Origin of the sequence: Streptomyces lienomycini, assembly GCF_027947595.1 — a bacterium.
Classification (GTDB): domain Bacteria; phylum Actinomycetota; class Actinomycetes; order Streptomycetales; family Streptomycetaceae; genus Streptomyces; species Streptomyces lienomycini.
Map to the genome: position 1 here is coordinate 1,540,946 of NZ_CP116257.1, position 19,152 is coordinate 1,560,097.

Annotated in this window: 18 protein-coding genes; 15 read left to right on the top strand and 3 right to left on the bottom strand. The window is 72.1% G+C overall.

From position 1 onward, the window contains the following. Window positions 1–7 precede the first annotated feature (7 nt). Window positions 8–787: an N-acetylmuramoyl-L-alanine amidase gene (locus BJ961_RS07270; protein WP_271320493.1), complete on the bottom strand. Its 780-nt coding sequence runs from the start codon at window positions 785–787 to the stop codon at window positions 8–10. Between the two features lie 61 nt (window positions 788–848). Here BJ961_RS07270 and mnmA point away from each other — a divergent pair, with 61 nt between their 5' ends. Beyond that, window positions 849–1,979 carry a tRNA 2-thiouridine(34) synthase MnmA gene (mnmA, locus tag BJ961_RS07275; RefSeq protein ID WP_271320494.1) on the top strand — a complete coding sequence of 377 codons (1,131 nt, stop codon included), beginning with the start codon at window positions 849–851 and terminating at the stop codon, window positions 1,977–1,979. Window positions 1,980–2,019: 40 nt separating this feature from the next. On the opposite strand, the gene BJ961_RS07280 is transcribed toward mnmA, so the two are convergent. Beyond that, window positions 2,020–2,799 (bottom strand): alpha/beta fold hydrolase, encoded by a 780-nt coding sequence (locus BJ961_RS07280; protein ID WP_271320495.1) that lies wholly within the window; start codon window positions 2,797–2,799, stop codon window positions 2,020–2,022. A gap of 37 nt (window positions 2,800–2,836) precedes the next feature. Continuing rightward, a complete protein-coding gene (locus tag BJ961_RS07285) occupies window positions 2,837–3,178 on the bottom strand; it encodes a DUF427 domain-containing protein (protein ID WP_271320496.1) in 342 nt (113 codons plus the stop codon). An 89-nt stretch (window positions 3,179–3,267) separates the two neighbouring features. On the opposite strand from BJ961_RS07285, the gene BJ961_RS07290 reads away from it, so the two are divergent. From BJ961_RS07290 to BJ961_RS07355, 14 genes are all read left to right on the top strand, one after another. After that, entirely contained in the window at window positions 3,268–3,807 is a 540-nt protein-coding gene (locus BJ961_RS07290) for an LOG family protein (RefSeq protein ID WP_271320497.1), read from the top strand. A 27-nt stretch (window positions 3,808–3,834) separates the two neighbouring features. Next, window positions 3,835–4,524: an SDR family oxidoreductase gene (locus BJ961_RS07295; RefSeq protein ID WP_271320498.1), complete on the top strand. Its 690-nt coding sequence runs from the start codon at window positions 3,835–3,837 to the stop codon at window positions 4,522–4,524. 168 nt (window positions 4,525–4,692) lie between these two features. Next, window positions 4,693–5,688: a methionine synthase gene (locus BJ961_RS07300; RefSeq protein WP_271320499.1), complete on the top strand. Its 996-nt coding sequence runs from the start codon at window positions 4,693–4,695 to the stop codon at window positions 5,686–5,688. 15 nt (window positions 5,689–5,703) lie between these two features. After that, on the top strand, window positions 5,704–7,911 hold the full coding sequence (gene ligA, locus BJ961_RS07305) for an NAD-dependent DNA ligase LigA (protein ID WP_271320500.1): 2,208 nt from the start codon (window positions 5,704–5,706) through the stop codon (window positions 7,909–7,911). A 256-nt stretch (window positions 7,912–8,167) separates the two neighbouring features. After that, a complete protein-coding gene (gene rmdB, locus BJ961_RS07310; RefSeq protein ID WP_271320501.1) occupies window positions 8,168–10,417 on the top strand; it encodes a cyclic Di-GMP phosphodiesterase RmdB in 2,250 nt (749 codons plus the stop codon). 303 nt (window positions 10,418–10,720) lie between these two features. After that, window positions 10,721–11,092 carry a DUF4267 domain-containing protein gene (locus BJ961_RS07315; RefSeq protein ID WP_271320502.1) on the top strand — a complete coding sequence of 124 codons (372 nt, stop codon included), beginning with the start codon at window positions 10,721–10,723 and terminating at the stop codon, window positions 11,090–11,092. A gap of 74 nt (window positions 11,093–11,166) precedes the next feature. Beyond that, the gene (locus BJ961_RS07320; RefSeq protein ID WP_271320503.1) at window positions 11,167–11,685 is read left to right on the top strand and encodes a cupin domain-containing protein; all 519 of its coding nucleotides are present in this window, start codon (window positions 11,167–11,169) and stop codon (window positions 11,683–11,685) included. 93 nt (window positions 11,686–11,778) lie between these two features. Beyond that, window positions 11,779–12,075, top strand: coding sequence for an Asp-tRNA(Asn)/Glu-tRNA(Gln) amidotransferase subunit GatC (gatC, locus tag BJ961_RS07325; RefSeq protein ID WP_003973500.1), 297 nt, complete (start codon window positions 11,779–11,781; stop codon window positions 12,073–12,075). A gap of 5 nt (window positions 12,076–12,080) precedes the next feature. After that, window positions 12,081–13,574, top strand: coding sequence for an Asp-tRNA(Asn)/Glu-tRNA(Gln) amidotransferase subunit GatA (gatA, locus tag BJ961_RS07330; protein ID WP_271320504.1), 1,494 nt, complete (start codon window positions 12,081–12,083; stop codon window positions 13,572–13,574). After that, the gene (locus BJ961_RS07335) at window positions 13,571–13,810 is read left to right on the top strand and encodes a hypothetical protein (RefSeq protein ID WP_007444751.1); all 240 of its coding nucleotides are present in this window, start codon (window positions 13,571–13,573) and stop codon (window positions 13,808–13,810) included. Before gatA ends, BJ961_RS07335 begins: the two co-directional genes overlap by 4 nt. A gap of 15 nt (window positions 13,811–13,825) precedes the next feature. After that, window positions 13,826–15,340, top strand: a complete 1,515-nt coding sequence (gene gatB / locus BJ961_RS07340) for an Asp-tRNA(Asn)/Glu-tRNA(Gln) amidotransferase subunit GatB (RefSeq protein WP_271320505.1) — start codon at window positions 13,826–13,828, stop codon at window positions 15,338–15,340. 249 nt (window positions 15,341–15,589) lie between these two features. Beyond that, window positions 15,590–17,836, top strand: a complete 2,247-nt coding sequence (locus tag BJ961_RS07345) for an MMPL family transporter (protein ID WP_271320506.1) — start codon at window positions 15,590–15,592, stop codon at window positions 17,834–17,836. Then, window positions 17,814–18,398, top strand: a complete 585-nt coding sequence (locus BJ961_RS07350; protein WP_271320507.1) for a GNAT family N-acetyltransferase — start codon at window positions 17,814–17,816, stop codon at window positions 18,396–18,398. The genes BJ961_RS07345 and BJ961_RS07350 overlap by 23 nt, the downstream gene beginning before the upstream one ends. A 35-nt stretch (window positions 18,399–18,433) precedes the next feature. After that, the gene (locus BJ961_RS07355; protein ID WP_271320508.1) at window positions 18,434–19,042 is read left to right on the top strand and encodes a hypothetical protein; all 609 of its coding nucleotides are present in this window, start codon (window positions 18,434–18,436) and stop codon (window positions 19,040–19,042) included. Window positions 19,043–19,152: the final 110 nt, after the last annotated feature.

Here is a 19,152-nt window from a genome sequence, read left to right on the forward strand (position 1 = left end):
AGGGGTGCTACACGCCGGACCGCGACGGGCTGCCCGACGGACCGGCGGACGGACCGCCGGACGGACCGCCGGACGGACCGCCGGACGGGCCGCTCGTCGGAAGGCTGGTGGCCGCGCGGCGCACCAGCTTCAGGTACCGGTCCCAGTCCCAGTGCGGGCCAGGGTCGGTGTGGTCGGTGCCCGGCACCTCGACGTGGCCGAGGATGTGCTTGCGGTCCAGGGGTATCCCGTACCGCGCGCAGATGCCCGCCGTCAGCCGCGCGGAGGCGGCGTACATCTCGGCGGTGAAGTCCTGGGGGCGGTCGACGAAGCCCTCGTGCTCGATGCCGACACTGCGCTCGTTGTAGTCGCGGTTGCCCGCGTGGTACGCCACGTCCAGCTCGCGGATCATCTGCGTCACACGCCCGTCCTGCCCCACGATGTAGTGCGCGGCCGCCTTGTGCCCCGGGTCCTGGAAGGCCCGCACGGCGCTGTCGAAGCTGCCCTGCGTGACATGGACGATCACCATGTCGATGCTGAAGTCGTCCGGCCGGTCGGCCCGTCGCCAGTTCGCGTCCGACGCCGCCACCCAGCGCGCGCCCGCGTAGTCGACCGCGCCGTCGTCACGGGGCCGCTCCACGCCCGGCAGCCGCCACCACAGGCGGGCCAGCTCGTCGCGCGCCAGCACGCCGGTGCCCACGGCCGCCGCCGCACCGCCGACGATCAGCGCCCGCCGCCCGATGCGCCGGTCCGCGTCCCCGGACCCGCCCGGTGTGGATCCGCTCGAGGATTCCCGCTTCGCCCCCATACGATCTTCAACGCGTACTCGCGCGCTCCGGTTCCCGCCTCACCCGTACTCTGGAGAGGTTATGACTGAGACCCCGCAGCGAACCCGTCCCCTCCGCGTCCTCGCCGCCATGTCGGGCGGAGTCGACTCCGCCGTCGCCGCCGCCCGCGCGGCCGAGGCGGGACACGACGTGACCGGCGTCCACCTGGCGCTCTCCGCGAACCCGCAGTCCTTCCGCACGGGCGCCCGGGGCTGTTGCACCATCGAGGACTCGCGCGACGCCCGCCGTGCCGCCGACGTCATCGGCATCCCGTTCTACGTGTGGGACCTCGCCGACCGCTTCCGGGAGGACGTGGTCGAGGACTTCGTCGCCGAGTACGAGGCGGGACGCACCCCGAACCCGTGCCTGCGCTGCAACGAGAAGATCAAGTTTGCCGCGCTGCTCGACAAGGCGCTCGCCCTCGGCTTCGACGCCGTCTGCACCGGCCACTACGCCCAGGTGATCCTGCGCGAGGACGGCGTCCGCGAGCTGCACCGCGCCTCCGACATGGCCAAGGACCAGAGCTACGTCCTCGGGGTGCTCGACGACCGGCAGCTCGCCCACGCGATGTTCCCGCTCGGCGACACGGTCACCACCAAGGACGAGATCCGCGCGGAGGCCGAGCGCAGGGGCCTCGCGGTCGCCAAGAAGCCCGACTCGCACGACATCTGCTTCATCGCCGACGGCGACACCCAGGGCTTCCTGGCGAACCGGCTGGGCAAGGCCGAGGGTGACATCGTCGACGAGGCGGGCAACCGGCTCGGCACCCACGAGGGCGCGTACGGCTACACCATCGGCCAGCGCAAGGGGCTCAGGATCGGCACCCCCGCCCCCGACGGCAAGCCGCGCTACGTCCTGGACATCTCGCCGGTGAACAACACCGTCACCGTCGGCCCCGCCGAGGCCCTGGACGTCGACGCCCTGCGCGCGATCAAGCCCCGCTGGTGCGGCGCCGCCCCCACCGGCCCCGGCACCTACACCGCCCAGCTCCGCGCCCACGGCGGCGAGACCGGGGTCCGCGCCGAACTCGTCGACGGCGCCCTGGACGTGACCTTCACCGAGCCGGTCCGCGGTGTCGCCCCCGGCCAGGCGATCGTGCTGTACGACGGCACGCGCGTGGTGGGCTCGGCGACCATCGCGTCGACGACGCGCGCGACGGCCGGCGCCGCCTGAACCGCCCGCCGCGCACACCGGCGACCGCCCCGGCGCCGGCTCACCCGGCGAGGAACTCGGCCAGCACCGGGGCCAGCACGCCCGGCTCCACCCGGTGCGTCTGCCCGTCCACGGTGGAGTACGTGCCGTCGGGCGCCGCGTCCGCGACGGCGCGGGCGGCCTCGTGCCACCACCCGTCGCTCGCGCCGCCCGCGAGGACCAGCAGGGGAGCGGTGACCGAGGCGATCGTGGACGCGGGCACCCGGCCGTCGCCCATCACCGCGTCGTCGTACGCGAGGCTCGGCGCCACCGACTCCATCCCGGCCCACATGGGGGACTGCCGGGCACCCCGGATCATCTCCTCGCCCAGTCCGGTGCGGCGCAGGAACAACTCCACCGCGTCCCCGCGCCGCCCCTGGCCCAGCGCCTCCGCCAGCCGCTCGGTGTACTCGGCCGCGGCCGGCGCGGCGGCGTCCTCCATGGCGTAAGGCACCTCGTACACGGCGACCCGGCGCACCGGCAGACCGCTCGCCGCCGCCCGCAGCACCAGCGCGCCGCCCGACGACATGCCGTACAACGCGGCCTCGCCGCCGACCACCTCGATCAGCGCCGCCAGGTCCTCGATCTCGCGTTCCACCGCGTAGGGCGCCGTGTCGCCGCTCTCGCCGCGCCCCCGGCGGTCGTACACGGTGACGTCGAAACGGTCCGACAGCTCGGCGGCCAGGGGCGCCATCGTGGCGCCCGTCGACATCGCGCCGCTGACGAGGACGACCGCCGGTCCCCGTCCGGTGCGTTCGTAGGCGACGCGGGTGCCGTCCCGTGAAACGGTCTGCTTCTCCATGCCTGTGCAGACTGCCGCACGGCACCGGATTCATCGCTCAGGACACCTCGACTTCGTAGAAGCAGAGGTGGTCCTTGATCTCCGCCACCTCCGGCTTCGGCTCCGGGTACGCCCAGACCAGGTCCGCCGCGTCCGGCAGCGACCAGTAGGAGGCGTCGCCCTTGAAGGGGCAGTGGGTGGTCGTGCCGGACGGCGTCAGAAGGCCGAGCCGCACGTCCTCGGCCGGGATGTAGTACCGGTCGGGACAGCCCGTCTCGTGCAGTACCAGCGCCCCGTCGCTCTCCGCGAGCACCTGCCCGCCGTGCACCGCGCGTACGTGCCGGTCGCTCGGTTCGACGGTGATGCGGTGTCCCTTGAGCCCCTTGAGTCCCTCGGTCACGGTCGTCCTCCTCGGTCAGTGGCCTTCGTCACTACAGCGTGCCCGGACGCCGGGTTCTTCCCGTTCCGGCGGGCCGTACGGTGGACGCCATGAACATCTGCGTCTTCCTCTCCGCGGCCGACCTCGACGAGCGCTACACGCGTCCCGCCAAGGAGTTCGGCGGACTGCTCGGCAAGGGCGGCCACACCCTCGTCTGGGGCGGTTCCGACACCGGTCTGATGAAGGTGGTCGCCGACGGTGTGCAGGAGGCCGGGGGACGGCTGCTCGGGGTCTCGGTGGACTTCCTGGCGGCCAAGGCGCGCGAGGGCGCCGACGAGATGGTGATCGCGAAGGACCTGGCCGAGCGCAAGCGGCTGCTGCTTCAGAAGGCCGACGCCGTGGTCGTCATGGTCGGCGGCACCGGCACCCTCGACGAGGCCACCGAGATCCTGGAACTGAAGAAGCACGGGCACACCGACAAGCCGGTCGTCCTGCTCAACACCGCGGGCTTCTACGACGGCCTCAGGGAGCAGTTCCGCCGCATGGAGGACGAGGGCTTCCTGCCGCGCCCCCTCACCGACCTGGTCTTCTTCGCCGAGGAGCCGGTCGGCGCGCTCGCCTACCTGGAGGAGAGCCAGGGGATCGCGTAGGACGCCGGTGGTGCGAGCATGGCGGGCATGGCTACACATGTGATCACCGGAGCGGGCTCCGGCATCGGCGCCGCCGTCGCCCGCCGCCTGCACGAACGCGGCGACGAGATCGTGCTGCACGCGCGCGACGCGGGCCGCGCCAAGGAACTGGCCGCCGCGCTCCCCGGCGCGAGGACACTGGTCGGCGACCTCTCCGACCCGGGCAAGCTGTCCTGGGCCCTCTCCCACCAGACGCTGCCCGACCGCGTGGACTCGCTGCTGCACATCGCCGGGGTCGTCGACCTCGGCGCGGTGGGCGACCTCACCCCGAAGACCTGGCTCAACCAGCTCAACGTCAACCTGGTCGCCCCCGCCGAACTGACCCGCCTCCTGCTGCCCCAGCTCCGCGTCGCCCAGGGGCAGGTGCTGTTCGTCAACTCCGGTTCCGGCCTGAACGCCCACGCCGGCTGGGCCGCGTACGGCGCCTCCAAGCACGGTCTGAAGGCCCTGGCCGACGTCCTGCGCCAGGAGGAGCACGCCAACGGCGTCCGCGTCACCTCGGTCTACCCCGGCCGCACCGCCAGCCCCATGCAGGCCAAGGTCCACCAGCAGGAGGGCAAGGAGTACGACCCGGGGAAGTGGATCGACCCCGAGTCCGTCGCCACCACGATCCTGATGGCCCTGGACCTCCCGAGGGACGCCGAGGTCAACGACCTGACGGTACGCCCGGGACGGTAAGGGTTCCTCTGAGACGCCGCCGCGGATACTCCAGCCCGTCCGGCGATTGAGGACGAGGTCCGTCCAGGGCCGAAAGCGGGGGTCTGGGGGCGGCAGCCCCCAGGGATGGGAACGGGAAGGGGCGGCGGGGGCGAAAATAAGCCCCGCGCCCCTGCGTACGCTTCTCCCGTGAACGACACCTTCGCCCCCGCCACCGGCATCGGCAGCCTCCCGGGCCACGACGCCCGCGAGGCCGCCAAAACCGCCACCGGCAGCTTCGAGGACTTCCCCTTCCTCCCCGAGCTGCCCGCCCGCGGCCCCGGCGCCGACATGATCGGCCGCACCGCCGGGATGCTCGTCGAGCTGTACGCGCGCGTGGAGCCCAGCGGCTGGCGACTCGGCGACCGGCCCGGGCGGGACACCAAACGGGCCCGCGCCTGGCTCGGGCAGGACCTCGACGCGCTGGAGGAGTTCACCCAGGGCTACGAGGGCCCGCTCAAGGTCCAGGCCGTCGGCCCCTGGACGCTCGCCGCCGCCCTCGAACTGCGGGGCGGCGAGGCGGTCCTCTCCGACCCCGGCGCCCACCGCGACCTCGCCGCCTCGCTCGCCGAGGGCCTGCGCCTGCACCTGGCCGAACTCCGGCGCCGCGTCCCCGGCGCCCGCCTCGTCCTCCAGCTCGACGAGCCCTCCCTCACCGCCGTCCTGCGCGGACAGATCCGCACCGCCAGCGGCTACCGCACCCACCGCGCCGTCGACCGGCAGGTCGTGGAGGCGACGCTGCGCGAGGTCGCCGGGGTGCACGACGGCGGCCCCGTCGTGGTCCACTCCTGCGCACCCGACGTGCCGTTCGCCCTGCTGCGCCGGGCGGGCGTCACGGGCGTCTCCTTCGACTTCTCGCTCCTCACCGAGCGTGACGACGACGCGATCGGCGAGGCCGTCGAGGGCGGCACCCGGCTGTTCACCGGTGTCGTGCCGGGCACGGACACCGCATTGTCAGACCCTGCCGGTAGCGTCATGGGTGTCAGAACGCTGTGGCGCAGGCTGGGGCTGCGTCCGGAGCTGCTCGCGGAGGCGGTCACCGTCACTCCCGCGTGCGGACTCGCGGGCGCGTCCCCGGATTACGCCCGGCGCGCGCTCGCCCACTGCGTCCGGGCGGCAAGATCCCTCGCGGACAACCCAGAGTAACGGGAGGACCATACGGTGGCCGGCGACAAGCAGGGCGACAGGCAGGCGGAGACGACGAGCGTGCCCGCCGAGGCGCGGGAGCGGCACATGCGGCTCGCCGAGCAGATCGAGGAGCACCGCTTCCGGTACTACGTGAACGACGCGCCCGTCGTCAGCGACGCGGAGTTCGACCGGCTGCTGCGCACCCTGGAGGAGCTGGAGGAGCGGTATCCGGAGCTGCGCACCCCCGAGTCCCCGACCCAGAAGGTCGCCGGTGCCTACGCGACCGAGTTCACCGCCGTCCAGCACCCCACGCGGATGCTCTCCCTGGACAACACCTTCAACGACGACGAGCTGGCCGCCTGGTTCGAGCGCATCGCGAAGGAGCTGGGCGAGCAGGAGTACCACTTCCTGTGCGAGCTGAAGGTCGACGGACTCGCCGTCAACCTCACCTACGAGCACGGCCGTCTCGTCCGCGCCGCCACCCGCGGCGACGGCCGCACCGGCGAGGACATCACGCCCAACGTCCGCACCATCGCCGAGATCCCCGAGCGCCTGGCGGGCGACAAGGTCCCCGACCGCGTGGAGATCCGCGGCGAGGTGTACTTCCCGATGGAGAAGTTCCAGGAACTCAACGCCCGGTTGAACGAGGCGGGGGACAAGCCCTTCGCCAACGCGCGCAACGCGGCCGCCGGTTCGCTGCGCCAGAAGGACCCGCGTGTCACCGCCTCTCGCCCGCTGCACATGGTCGTCCACGGCATCGGCACCCTGGAGGGCTACTCGGGCCTGACCCGCCTCTCCCAGGCGTACGACCTGCTGAAGACCTGGGGGCTGCCGACGTCCCCGCACAACAGGGTGGTCGACGGCCTCGACGGCGTACGCGAGTTCATCGCCCACTACGGCGAGAACCGGCACTCCGTCGCCCACGAGATCGACGGCGTCGTCGTCAAACTAGACGAGATCCGCCTCCAGGGCCGGCTCGGCTCCACCGCCCGCGCACCCCGCTGGGCCATCGCGTACAAGTACGCGCCGGAGGAGGTCAACACCAAGCTCGTCGACATCAAGGTGGGTGTCGGCCGCACCGGTCGCGTCACGCCGTACGCGCAGGTCGAACCGGTCACCGTGGCCGGCAGCGAGGTCGAGTTCGCCACGCTGCACAACCAGGAGGTCGTCAAGGCCAAGGGCGTGCTCATCGGCGACACCGTGGTGCTGCGCAAGGCCGGTGACGTGATCCCCGAGATCCTCGGGCCCGTCGCCGACCTCAGGGACGGCAGCGAGCGGGAGTTCGTGATGCCGGCGAAGTGCCCCGAGTGCGGGACGCCGCTGAAGGCGATGAAGGAGGGCGACATCGACCTCCGCTGCCCCAACGCCCGCGCCTGCCCGGCCCAGTTGCGCGAGCGTGTCGCCTACCTCGCCGGCCGGGAGTGCCTGGACATCGAGCACTTCGGCGGTGTCGTCGCGGCCGCGCTGACCGGGCCGCTGGAGCCGGCCGAGCCGCCGCTGGTGGACGAGGGCGACCTCTTCGACCTCACCGTCGACAAGCTGCTGCCCATCAAGGCGTACGTCCTCGACCCCGACAGCGGACTGCCCAAGCGCGACCCCGGGACCGGGGAGGCGAAGACCGCCATGGTCTTCGCCAACAAGGCGGGCGAGCCGAAGAAGAACACCCTCGCGCTGCTCCAGCACATCGAGGACGCCAAGAGCCGCCCGCTGGCCCGCTTCATCAACGGACTCTCCATCCGGTACGTCGGACCGGTCGCCGCCCAGGCCCTGGCGCGGGAGTTCCGCTCCATCGACCGCATCGAACAGGCCACCGAGGAGGAGCTGGCGAGCACGGACGGTGTGGGCGGCACCATCGCCACCGCCGTCAAGGAGTGGTTCGCCGTGGACTGGCACCGCGAGATCGTCCGCAAGTGGAAGGCGGCCGGAGTCCCGCTGGAGGACCGTTCGACGGGGGAGGACGAGGGGCCGCGCCCGCTCGAAGGGCTCACCGTCGTCGTCACCGGCACCCTGGAGAACTTCACCCGGGACGGCGCCAAGGAAGCCCTGCAGAGCAGGGGTGCCAAGGTGACCGGATCGGTGTCCAAGAAGACGTCGTTCGTCGTGGTCGGCGACAACCCCGGTTCGAAGTACGACAAGGCGATGCAACTGAAAGTGCCGGTTCTGAACGAAGACGGTTTCGCCGTTCTGCTCGAACAAGGAGCCGAAGCGGCGGCGGGCGTCGCGCTTTCGGCTGAGGAATAGCGGTTGAAGGCCACCCGATCGGCGCATATCAGATGCATACGGGTGGCCGGGTGGCATTCGGGCAACCGTCGACGACCAGTGCCCCTGGAAGCCTTCCGCGGCCTACTGTTGAGGTGTGCGCCCGCCGTGCCCAGCTGCGGTCGGGGCATCCCCCTGCCCCGAGTGCCGGGGGAGGGGTCTCCGACGCGGAGCCGTTGAAGGTGGTCGAGGCGGGGGCCGCGTGGCGTGGGCACCGCCGGCTGTGAGAGGGACGGGAATGGAACCGACCGAGAGCGCCGCCGCGGGCTCACGGCTGCGGCTGCGTCACATGGTGGGCGCGCGGCACGTGAGCCGGTGGCTCGGGCAACGCGATGTCGGGCAACGCGATCGCGGCGTCCCGCGTCCCGCCGCGGGCGCCCGCGTCCCCGTGCCGCCGACCGCCGCCCACCCCCCGGGCCACCCCCACGGCCTGTCCGACCCGGACGGTGAACGGCACCTGACCTGGCCCGCGTTGCCCGCGGCGGTCGTCGCGTCCGCGGCCTTCGTGCTGGGCGCCGGCTTCTACCGGGCCTTCACCGACGGGCACGCCCTCTTCCCGTCCGGCACCGTCGGCTGGTCCCTGGCCGTGCTGTCCGGCATCGTCGTCGGCCACCTGGTCATGCTGGGCCGCTCCCGCTGGTGGGGCGGCACCGGCTCGGGCGCCGCCCTCACCCTCGCCGTCCTGCTGCTCTACGGCTGGGTTCCGGCCGGCATGGTCAGCCTCACCGTCGTCGTCCTGGTCGGCATAGCCCGCCGGGGCCGCTGGCGGCAGGGCGTCCTGCACGGCGCGGTGGACATCCTCGGCATCGCCGCGGGCGCCCTGGTCCTCGGCGTCTGCGGCTCCGTACCGTCCGTGGAGCACCCCTGGGACCCCGACACGTGGGGGGTGTACGCGGTGCCCAAGGTGACCCTCGTCGCCGTCGCCTACCTCGCCGTCACCCGCGCCCTGCTGTGGTACCTGCAGACCCCGCGCCCCGGCCTGCCCACCGTCGCCCGCACCGCCCTGGTCAGACAGGGCCTGGTCGCCGTCGCGCTGCTCGGCATCGCCCCGCTGGTCTGCGTCGTGGCCGTCGCCAAGCCGCTGCTGCTGCCGCTGTTCGCCATCCCGCTCATCGCCCTCGACTCCACGCTCTGGATCGCCCGCGCCCGCGCCGAGGAGCAGCTGCGCGACCCCCTCACCGGCCTGCCCAACCGGCAGTGGCTCCTGGAGCGCACCTGGACCGCGCTGGACGACGCCGAGCGCATCGGCGCCCGCGCCGCCCTGATGCTGATCGACCTCGACCGCTTCCGGTCGGTCAACGACACACTCGGGCATCTCGCCGGTGACCGGCTGCTGCTGCAGACCGCCGACCGGCTGCGGCAGGCACTGCCGCGCGGGGCGGAGGCCGCGCGGCTCGGCGGCGACGAGTTCGCCGTCCTCCTGCCCGTCGCGGACTCCACCACGTCCGCGACCCGCATCGCCCGGGGCCTCGTGTCCGCGCTCAGCTCCCCGATGGACCTGGACGGGCTCACCCTGGTCCTGGAGGCCAGCGCCGGGGTCGCCGTCTTCCCCGACCACGCGCTGGACGCCGAAGGGCTGCTGCGCCGCGCGGACGTGGCCATGTACCAGGCGAAGCGGGACCGCACCGGCGTGGAGGTCTACGAGTCCAAGCGGGACTCCAACACCCCGGACCGGCTCGGTCTCCTCGGCGACCTGCGCCGGGCCCTGGACGCCCACGAGGTCCAGCTGCACTACCAGCCCAAGGTGCGCTTCGACGGACAGGTCGCCGGCCTGGAGGCCCTGGTGCGCTGGGTGCACCCGGAGCGCGGCAAGGTGCCGCCGGACGAGTTCATAGCGATCGCCGAGTCCTCCGGGCTGATGCCCCACCTGACCGAGTACGTGCTGGAGACGGCGCTCGCCCAGGTCGCCCGGTGGCGCTCCCAGGGCCTGTTCGTGCCGGTCGCGGTCAACGTCTCCCCGCGCGACGTGCACACCCCCGGTTTCGCGGGCTCGGTGGCCGCCCGGCTCGCCCGGCACGGAGTTCCCGCGGGAGCGCTCCAACTCGAGATCACGGAGCACGTCCTCCTGGAGGACCCGCAGCGCGCGGCCGACACCCTCAACGCGCTGACCGGGCACGGCGTCAAGATGTCCCTGGACGACTTCGGCACCGGCTACTCCTCCCTCGTCCACCTGCGCAGGCTCCCCGTCAGCGAGCTGAAGATCGACCGGTCGTTCGTGGCCCGGCTGGCCATCGACAACGAGGACGCCGAGATCGTGCGCTGCACCGTCGACCTCGCCCACTCGCTCGGCCTGCTCGTCGTCGCCGAGGGCGTCGAGGACGACGAGACCTGGGAGCGGCTGCGCGACCTGGGCTGCGACGCCGTACAGGGCTGGCTGGTCGCGGCCGCGATGCCCCCGGAGGAGACCACCGCCTGGTTGCTCGCCCGCGGTTCCCGGGGCTGGGTCCGGGCCGCCGCGGCGCTGCCCGCGGCGGCGACCGACGAGTGACCTGAGCACCGCCGGCCCGGCACACCGCCGGCCCGGCACACCCGCCGGGCGGCGGCTCCCCGCCCCGCCGCCCGGGGCGCCCGCGGACACGTCGACCCCGTCGGCGACCATCTGCCGCCTCCGGCCGCCACCTCTGCTGCCCGCGCCCCCCGCACCGCGACCGCCGCCGTGATCGCGTCCTCGCCCTCGGCATTCCCTGCGTGCGCGGATCGCCATGGCCGGAATTCTAGCAACGCTAGCCAATCTGTCGTCGCTCTGTTAGCTTGGCTCTCGTCCCTAGCGCTGCTAGCACATGGAGAAGCCGTGACCGTCACCGCGTACACCCTGGCCGTCGTGCTCAACCTGTTCTGCGTGTTCCTCGGCTACCGCTTCCTGTTCCAGCCCGGCCCCGCCGCCACCGGATACGGCGTCCCGGCCGACCCCGCCGGCGACGCCGGTGCCTACCTGACGATCAAGGGCGTACGGGACGGCACGTTCGGCCTGGTGGGGCTGGCGGTGCTGGCCTTCGCCGGGGCCCGTCCCGAGGCCTGGTTCATGCTGTTCGTGGCCCTCGTGCCGCTCGGCGACGTGCTCATAGTGCTGCGCAACGGGGGTACCAGGGCGGTGGCCTTCGGGATCCACTTCGCCACCGCGATCGTTGTCCTGATCAGCGCCGGACTGCTGTTCGCGGTCTGAGCGCGTACCGCCCGAGTAGGGTCCGAGCACGTCCGTACGTCCGCACGTCCACACGTTCGCCAGGGGGTTCGGGAATGTCGCTGTTCGTTCCGAAGTTCGACGAGTCCGTGATCGTCCGCGAAGCCGAGGCCGAAGTCGTCGGCCGCGCACCCACCACCGTGCGCCTGCTGGCCGACAGCAGCGCCACCGGCGGTGCCCTGTCCACCCAGCGCGTCACCCTCACCGCGGGCGCCGACGGCGCCGCACCGCACTGGCACGACAACTCCGCCGAGATGTTCTTCCTGCTAGACGGCGCCGCCGACATCCTCTCCGGCGACGAGGTCCTCACCGCGGGCCCCGGCGACCTCGTCGTCGTCCCGCCCGGCAAGCCGCACGCCTTCGCCGCCGTGCCCGGCGCCGACGCCGACCTGCTCATCGTCCTCGCGCCGGGCGTCGAGCGCTTCGAGTACTTCCGCCACCTGCGACGCATCGCCCTCGGCGAGGCCACCCGGGAGAGCCTGCTGGAGGTCCAGGAGCTGTACGACAACCACTTCCTGAGCAGCACCGCCTGGGACGCGCGGCGCCGCGGAGCGTCCCCGGGGGAAACCGTTTAACGGCCACGGGGCCCGGCCCCATAGGATTGGGCCAAACCGACTTTCCGAAGCCGATTTGCCCACACGACACACTCTCACCCAGAGGAACGCTGCATGCCTGGCATCACGCGCGAGGAGGTCGCCCACCTCGCCCGGCTGGCGCGTCTGGAGCTGAAGCCCGAAGAGCTCGAGCACTTCGCGGGACAGCTGGACGACATCATCGGCGCGGTCGCCCGCGTCAGCGAGGTCGCCGACCAAGACGTACCGCCGACCTCGCACCCGCTCCCGCTGACGAACGTCATGCGGCCGGACGAGGTCCGTCCGTCGCTCACGCCCGAGCAGGCGCTCTCCGGCGCCCCGGCCCAGGAGCAGCAGCGTTTCAAGGTGCCGCAGATCCTGGGGGAGGAGTAACCGCCATGAGCGACATCATCAGGCTCACCGCGGCCGAGATCGCCGCGAAGATCGCCTCCGGCGAGCTGACCGCCGTCGAGGTCACCGAGGCCCACCTGGCCCGCATCGAGGCCGTCGACGAGAAGGTGCACGCCTTCCTGCACGTCGACCGCGAGGGCGCGCTGGCCCAGGCCCGCGCCGTCGACGAGAAGCGCGAGCGCGGGGAGAAGCTCGGTCCGCTGGCCGGCGTCCCCCTCGCGCTCAAGGACATCTTCACCACCGAGGGCATCCCCACCACCGTCGGCTCGAAGATCCTCGAAGGCTGGATCCCGCCGTACGACGCGACCGTCACCCAGCGCCTCAAGGCCGCCGACGTCGTCATCCTCGGCAAGACCAACATGGACGAGTTCGCCATGGGCTCCTCCACCGAGAACAGCGCCTACGGCCCGACCGGCAACCCCTGGGACCTCACCAAGATCCCCGGCGGTTCCGGCGGCGGCTCCTCCGCGGCCCTCGCCGCCTTCCAGGCCCCGCTCGCCATCGGCACCGACACCGGCGGCTCCATCCGCCAGCCCGCGGCCGTCACCGGCACGGTCGGCGTCAAGCCGACCTACGGCGGCGTCTCCCGCTACGGCATGGTGGCCTTCTCCTCCTCCCTCGACCAGGGCGGCCCCTGCGCCCGCACGGTCCTGGACGCGGCCCTGCTGCACGAGGCGATCGCCGGGCACGACCCGATGGACTCCACCTCCATCGACGCCCCGGTCCCCGCGGTCGTCGAGGCCGCCCGCAACGGCAGCGTCGACGGCATGCGCGTCGGCGTCGTCAAGCAGTTCCGCGGCGAGGGCTACCAGGCCGGTGTCGTGCAGCGCTTCGACGAGTCCGTCGAGCTGCTGAAGTCGCTGGGCGCCGAGATCGTCGAGCTGGACTGCCCGTCCTTCGACCTCGCGCTCTCCGCGTACTACCTGATCGCCCCGTCCGAGTGCTCCTCCAACCTCGCCCGCTTCGACGGCCTGCGCTACGGCGCCCGCGTCGGCGACGACGGCACGCACTCCGCCGAGGAGGTCACCTCCCTGACCCGCGAGGCCGGCTTCGGCCCCGAGGTCAAGCGCCGCATCATGCTCGGCACGTACGCCCTGTCGAGCGGCTACTACGACGCGTACTACGGCAGCGCCCAGAAGGTCCGCACCCTCATCAAGCAGGAGTTCGAGCGGGCCTTCGAGCAGGTCGACGTGATCGTCTCCCCGACGACCCCGACCACCGCCTTCGCGATCGGCGAGCGCGCCGACGACCCGATGGCGATGTACCTGGCCGACCTGTGCACCATCCCCACCAACCTGGCGGGCAACGCGGCCATGTCGCTGCCCTGCGGCCTCGCGCCCGAGGACAACCTGCCGGTGGGTCTGCAGATCATCGCCCCCGCCATGAAGGACGACCGGCTCTACAAGGTCGGCGCCGCCGTCGAGGCCGCCTTCGTGGAAAAGTGGGGCCACCCGCTGATCGAGGAGGCTCCGTCGCTGTGAGTGCACTGACCAAGGCCAAGGGCTTCAAGAAGTCCAAGTCCGGTCTGTACGTCTCGATGGCCACGTCGGCGTTCGGCGCCGTCGGGGTCTACAAGCAGATCAAGAAGGCCCGTGGCGAGAGCGACACGCTGCGACTGCTCGACGCCGTCGTCACCGGAGCCGCCGTCGTCACCAACCTCGCCATCCTGTACCGCGAGCTGAAGCGTCTCGGCGACGACGACGTCCTGCTGGGCTGAGAGGGAAGTTTCACCGTGACCACCACGACCGACCTGGTGTCGTACGAGGACGCACTCGCGTCGTACGACCCCGTCATGGGCCTCGAGGTCCATGTCGAACTCGGCACCCACACCAAGATGTTCTGCGGCTGTTCGACCGCGCTCGGTGCCGACCCCAACACCCAGACCTGCCCCGTCTGCCTCGGCATGCCCGGCGCGCTCCCGGCCGTCAACGCGACCGGCGTCGAGTCGGCGATCAAGATCGGTCTCGCACTGAACTGCGAGATCGCCGAGTGGTGCCGCTTCGCCCGGAAGAACTACTTCTATCCGGACATGCCGAAGAACTTCCAGACCTCCCAGTACGACGAGCCGATCGCCTTCGACGGCTACCTCGACGTGCAGCTGGAGGACGGGGAGACCTTCCGCGTCCAGATCGAGCGCGCCCACATGGAGGAGGACACCGGCAAGTCGTTGCACGTCGGTGGCGCGACGGGCCGCATCCACGGCGCCTCGCACTCCCTGCTCGACTACAACCGCGCCGGCATCCCGCTCATCGAGATCGTCACCAAGCCGATCGAGGGAGCGGGCGAGCGCGCCCCCGAGGTCGCCCGGGCGTACGTCCGTGAGCTGCGCGAACTCATCCGTGCCCTCGGCGTGTCCGAGGCCCGCATGGAGATGGGCCAGATGCGCTGCGACGTCAACCTGTCGCTGCGCCCGCACGGCCGGGAGAAGTTCGGCACCCGCAGCGAGACCAAGAACGTCAACTCGCTGCGCTCCGTCGAGCGCGCCGCCCGCTTCGAGATCCAGCGGCACGCCGCCGTGCTGAACGACGGCGGCACGATCATCCAGGAGACCCGCCACTTCCACGAGGACACGGGGTCCACCACCTCGGGCCGCGTGAAGGAGGAGGCCGAGGACTACCGGTACTTCCCGGAGCCCGACCTGGTGCCCGTCGCCCCCGCCCGCGAGTGGGTCGAGGAGCTGCGGTCGGGGCTGCCCGAGCTGCCGCTGGTGCGCCGCAACCGGCTCCGCGAGGAGTGGGGCGTCTCCGGCAACGACATGCAGTCCATCCTCAACGCCGGAGCGCTGGACCCGATCGTCGCCACCATCGACGCCGGTGCCGACGCGGCCTCCGCCCGCAAGTGGTGGATGGGCGAGCTGGCCCGCAGCGCCAACGAGTCGGGCAAGGCGCTCGACGAGCTGGCGATCACGCCGGTCCAGGTCGCCCGCGTCACCGAGCTGGTGACCAAGGGCGAGCTGAACGACAAGCTGGCCCGCCAGGTCATCCTCGGCGTCCTCGCCGGTGAGGGCACGCCGGACGAGGTCGTCGACAAGCGCGGCCTGAAGGTCGTCTCCGACGAGGGCGCGCTGACCACCGCCGTCGACGAGGCCATCGCCGGCAACCCCGGCATCGCGGACAAGATCCGCGGCGGCAAGGTGGCCGCGGCCGGCGCCCTGGTCGGCGCGGTCATGAAGGCGACCCGGGGCCAGGCGGACGCTGCCCGCGTCAAGGAGCTGATCCTGGAGAAGCTGGGCGTCACCGAGGGCTGAGGCCCACCCGCACCACGAGCCCTGGGGGGACGCGTCGACCACGACGCGTCCCCCCAGGGCCGTTGTTGTGAATAAGCCCACTAAGTCCGCAAACGATCACGTCTGCCTGCAAGAGTGACAGCGCATTGCTCATGCGTTCTTTGCGGGTTGTTCACACCATGAACGGCTGTTCTCGGTATTACCGGCATCCAAGGTGTTTCCGGCCTTCCGGGCAAAGATCCACAATCAGACACCCCTGGGAGCACGTTCGTGGCAGCCCTCGCACGCTGGTGTGTTCAACGTCGCCTCGTCACCGTCCTGCTCTGGCTGCTCGCCCTCGGCGGCGTGGCCACGGCCGCCACGGTCGCGGGCTCCGCGTACTCCAACGACTACGGGATCCCCGACACCGGCTCCGACCGGGCCTTCCGACTGCTCGAATCCGGCTTCCCCGGCCTCGGCGGCGACAGCGACACGATCGTCTGGCACACCACGGACGGCACCGTCCGCGCCGCCGACGTCGAACAGACCATGACCAGCACCCTGGCCCACGTCGCGGACCTGCCCGGGGTGGCCGCGGTGACCAACCCGTACGACGACCCCGACTCGCCGCAGATCAGCGAGAACGCCCACACCGCTTACGCCACCGTCACCTTCGAGGACGCCTCCCAGGACATGGACGCGGGCCGGGCGCAGGCCGTGGTCGACGCCGCCGAGGCGGCCGAGACCGACGGGCTCCGGATCGAACTGGGCGGCAGCGCCATAGCGCTCACCGAATCAGGCGGCGGCCATCTCGCCGAGGCCGTCGGCGTGGCCGTCGCCGCGGTCGTCCTCTTCCTCGCCTTCGGCTCCGTCGCCGCGGCCCTGCTGCCCATCGCCACCGCGCTGGTCTCCGTCGGCACCGCCTACGCCGCCATCACCCTGCTCGGTCACGCCATGACCGTCGCCGACTTCGCGCCCATGCTGGGCACCCTCGTCGGACTCGGCGTGGGCATCGACTACGCCCTGTTCATCGTCACCAGACACCGGCGCGGACTCAAACGCGGCCTGTCCGTCGCCGAGGCCGCCGCCGACGCCGTCGCGACCACCGGACGCGCCGTCGTCTTCGCCGGTGCCACCGTGTGCATCGCCCTCCTGGGCATGCTGATCCTCCGGCTGAGCTTCCTCAACGGCGTCGCCGTCGCCGCCTCGCTGACCGTGCTCCTCACCGTCGCCGCCTCCGTGACGCTGCTGCCGGCCCTGCTGTCGTACATCGGCCCGCGCGCCCTGAGCCGGCGCGAACGCCGCCGCCTCGCCGAGCACGGGCCCGAACCCGAGGTGCCGACCGGGTTCGCCGCCCGCTGGTCGGCCTTCGTCGAGCGCCGGCCCAAGCTGCTGGGCGCCCTCGCCCTCGTCGTCATCACCGTCCTCGCCCTGCCCACCCTCGGCCTGCGCCTGGGCACCTCCGACCAGGGCAACGACGCCCAGGGCACCACCACCCGCCAGGCCTACGACCTCCTCGCCGGCGGCTTCGGCCCCGGCGTCAACGGCCCGCTCACCCTGGTCACCGAGGTCCGCGGCGCCGAGGACCGCCTCGCCCTCGACAGCCTCGACGCCACCCTGCGCACCGCCGAGGGCGTCTCCTCGGTGACCCCGGTGATGTACAACTCCGGCGGCGACGCCGCCTACCTCACCGTCGTACCCGAGTCGGCGCCCCAGTCGCAGCAGACCAGCGACCTGGTCGAGCGGCTGCGCTCCGAGGTGCTGCCGCGGGCCGAGGCCGGGACCGCGCTCGACGTGCACGTGGGCGGCGTGACGGCCGGATACGACGACTTCGCCGACGTCATCGTCGGCAAGCTGCCCCTCTTCGTCGGCGTCGTCATCGGCCTGGGCTGCCTGCTGCTCCTGCTGGCCTTCCGGTCCGTCGGCATCCCCCTCAAGGCCGCCGCCATGAACGTCGCCGCGGTGGCCGCCGCCTTCGGGGTCGTCGTGGCGATCTTCCAGTGGGGCTGGGGGAGCGAACTGCTCGGCCTCGGCAGCGCGGGGCCGATCGAACCCTTCCTGCCCGTGATCATGGTCTCGGTGCTCTTCGGGCTCTCCATGGACTACCAGGTCTTCCTCGTCAGCCGGATGTACGAGGAGTGGCTGGAGACCGGCGACAACCGACGTGCCGTCCGGGTCGGCCTCGCCGAGACCGGCCGCGTGATCAACTCCGCCGCCGTCATCATGATCTCGGTCTTCCTCGCCTTCGTCCTCAGCGGCGAGAGGGTGATCGCCATGTTCGGCATCGCGCTCGCCGCCGCCGTCGCCCTGGACGCCTTCGTCCTGCGCACCCTCCTGGTGCCCGCACTGATGCACCTGCTCGGCCGCGCCAACTGGTGGCTGCCGCGCCGCCTGGACGCCCTCCTGCCGCGCATCAGCATCGAGCCGCCCGAGTGCCGGGCCGCCCATGAGAGGCTGGCCGCGGCGACGGACGCCGAAGTGGCGAACGTCCTGGCCGAGGAGGAACGGCAGCGGAATGTACGCGATACCACTGGGTGACGACGGAGCCGAACTGCGCCCCCTGGAGACCTGGCACGCCGAGGAGTTCCTCGCCCACCTCGACCGGGGCCGCGAGTTCATCACCGAGCACATCCCCTTCGGCGCCAAGGCCACCGACGTCGACTCCGCGCGCGAGGTGCTCCAGGCCTACGCCGACCGGCACGCCGCCGACAGCGGCTTCCTGCACGGGCTGTGGCTGGACGGCACGCTCGTCGGCGGGCTGCTCTACCGGGTCTTCGACGCCGCCACCGGCGTCTGCGAGATCGGCTGCTGGCTGGAACCCGCCGGCACCGGCCGCGGCCTGGTCACCCGCGGCGCGCGCGTGCTCATCGACTGGGCCTTCGACGAGCGCGGCATGCACCGCGTCGAGTGGCACGCCTCGTCGGCGAACACCCCGAGTGTCAACGCCGCCCGGCGACTCGGCATGATGCGTGAGGGCGTGTTGCGCGAGACCTTCCCCTACCGGGGCGCACGCCAGGACACGGAGGTGTGGGCGGTGCTCGCACCCGAGTGGCGCGCGGCACGCGAGGCACGCGCGCGTGCCGCTCAAAGGGATCATTAAGGGACCTCTCAGACAGCGTCCGTACGGTGCGAGGCATGGGAACGAAGACAGTGGACGAGACCGGCGTGAAGACCGACGAGCACAAGACGGGCGAGACGGCCGAGGCCTCCGAGCCCATCGAGGTCACCAAGGCGGCCGAGGCCCCTGGGACGGCCGGGACCGACACGCCCGAGGACACCGACGCGCCCGAGGACACCGACGCGGCGACGGACGAGGACACCGACGGCACCGAAGGGACCGCGACCGGCCCCACCGGCGTCGGCCAGGGCGCGGGTGCCGTGGTCTCCGCGGGGCTCGGCATCGTCTCCCTGACCGGCAGCTGGGTCGGCACCGTGGCCTCCGCCCGCCAGTCGCTGATCGGCCAGTTGCAGACGTCCTCGTCGTCCGACGTCGGCACGCTGATCGAGAAGGGCTACGGCAACGCCTGGCACGCCACCGCGATGTGGGGCGGCGCCTTCGCCCTGGTCGCCCTGATCGTCGGCGTCGTCGTGCTGGCCCGCCCCGCGTTCGGCGCCCCCGGCCGCCCGCAGGCCCCGTGGATCAAGTCGGTCGCCTGGGCGGGCGTCGCCCTCGGCGTCATCGGCCTGCTGCTGGCCGTACTGAAGTACACGGACGTCCTGCTGGGGCTGCCCTCCGCAGGCTGACCAGGCACTTTTGAGGGGTCTTAGGACAAGCGCACGCTCAGGGCGCGCGCCCTAAGACCCCTCACGCACGTCTAAGGCCCCGCCCGGCGCCGAAGATGCGGAACTTGCCC

What these genes read in the sequence shown, in the direction of transcription:
- rmdB (WP_271320501.1), top strand. Translation starts at nt 8,168, where the DNA reads ATGGAACCGACCGAGAGCGCCGCCGCGGGCTCACGGCTGCGGCTGCGT.
- BJ961_RS07350 (WP_271320507.1), top strand. Translation starts at nt 17,814, where the DNA reads ATGTACGCGATACCACTGGGTGACGACGGAGCCGAACTGCGCCCCCTG.
- BJ961_RS07270 (WP_271320493.1), bottom strand. Translation starts at nt 787, where the DNA reads ATGGGGGCGAAGCGGGAATCCTCGAGCGGATCCACACCGGGCGGGTCC.
- gatC (WP_003973500.1), top strand. Translation starts at nt 11,779, where the DNA reads ATGCCTGGCATCACGCGCGAGGAGGTCGCCCACCTCGCCCGGCTGGCG.
- BJ961_RS07355 (WP_271320508.1), top strand. Translation starts at nt 18,434, where the DNA reads ATGGGAACGAAGACAGTGGACGAGACCGGCGTGAAGACCGACGAGCAC.
- BJ961_RS07320 (WP_271320503.1), top strand. Translation starts at nt 11,167, where the DNA reads ATGTCGCTGTTCGTTCCGAAGTTCGACGAGTCCGTGATCGTCCGCGAA.
- BJ961_RS07290 (WP_271320497.1), top strand. Translation starts at nt 3,268, where the DNA reads ATGAACATCTGCGTCTTCCTCTCCGCGGCCGACCTCGACGAGCGCTAC.
- BJ961_RS07295 (WP_271320498.1), top strand. Translation starts at nt 3,835, where the DNA reads ATGGCTACACATGTGATCACCGGAGCGGGCTCCGGCATCGGCGCCGCC.
- mnmA (WP_271320494.1), top strand. Translation starts at nt 849, where the DNA reads ATGACTGAGACCCCGCAGCGAACCCGTCCCCTCCGCGTCCTCGCCGCC.
- gatA (WP_271320504.1), top strand. Translation starts at nt 12,081, where the DNA reads ATGAGCGACATCATCAGGCTCACCGCGGCCGAGATCGCCGCGAAGATC.
- BJ961_RS07280 (WP_271320495.1), bottom strand. Translation starts at nt 2,799, where the DNA reads ATGGAGAAGCAGACCGTTTCACGGGACGGCACCCGCGTCGCCTACGAA.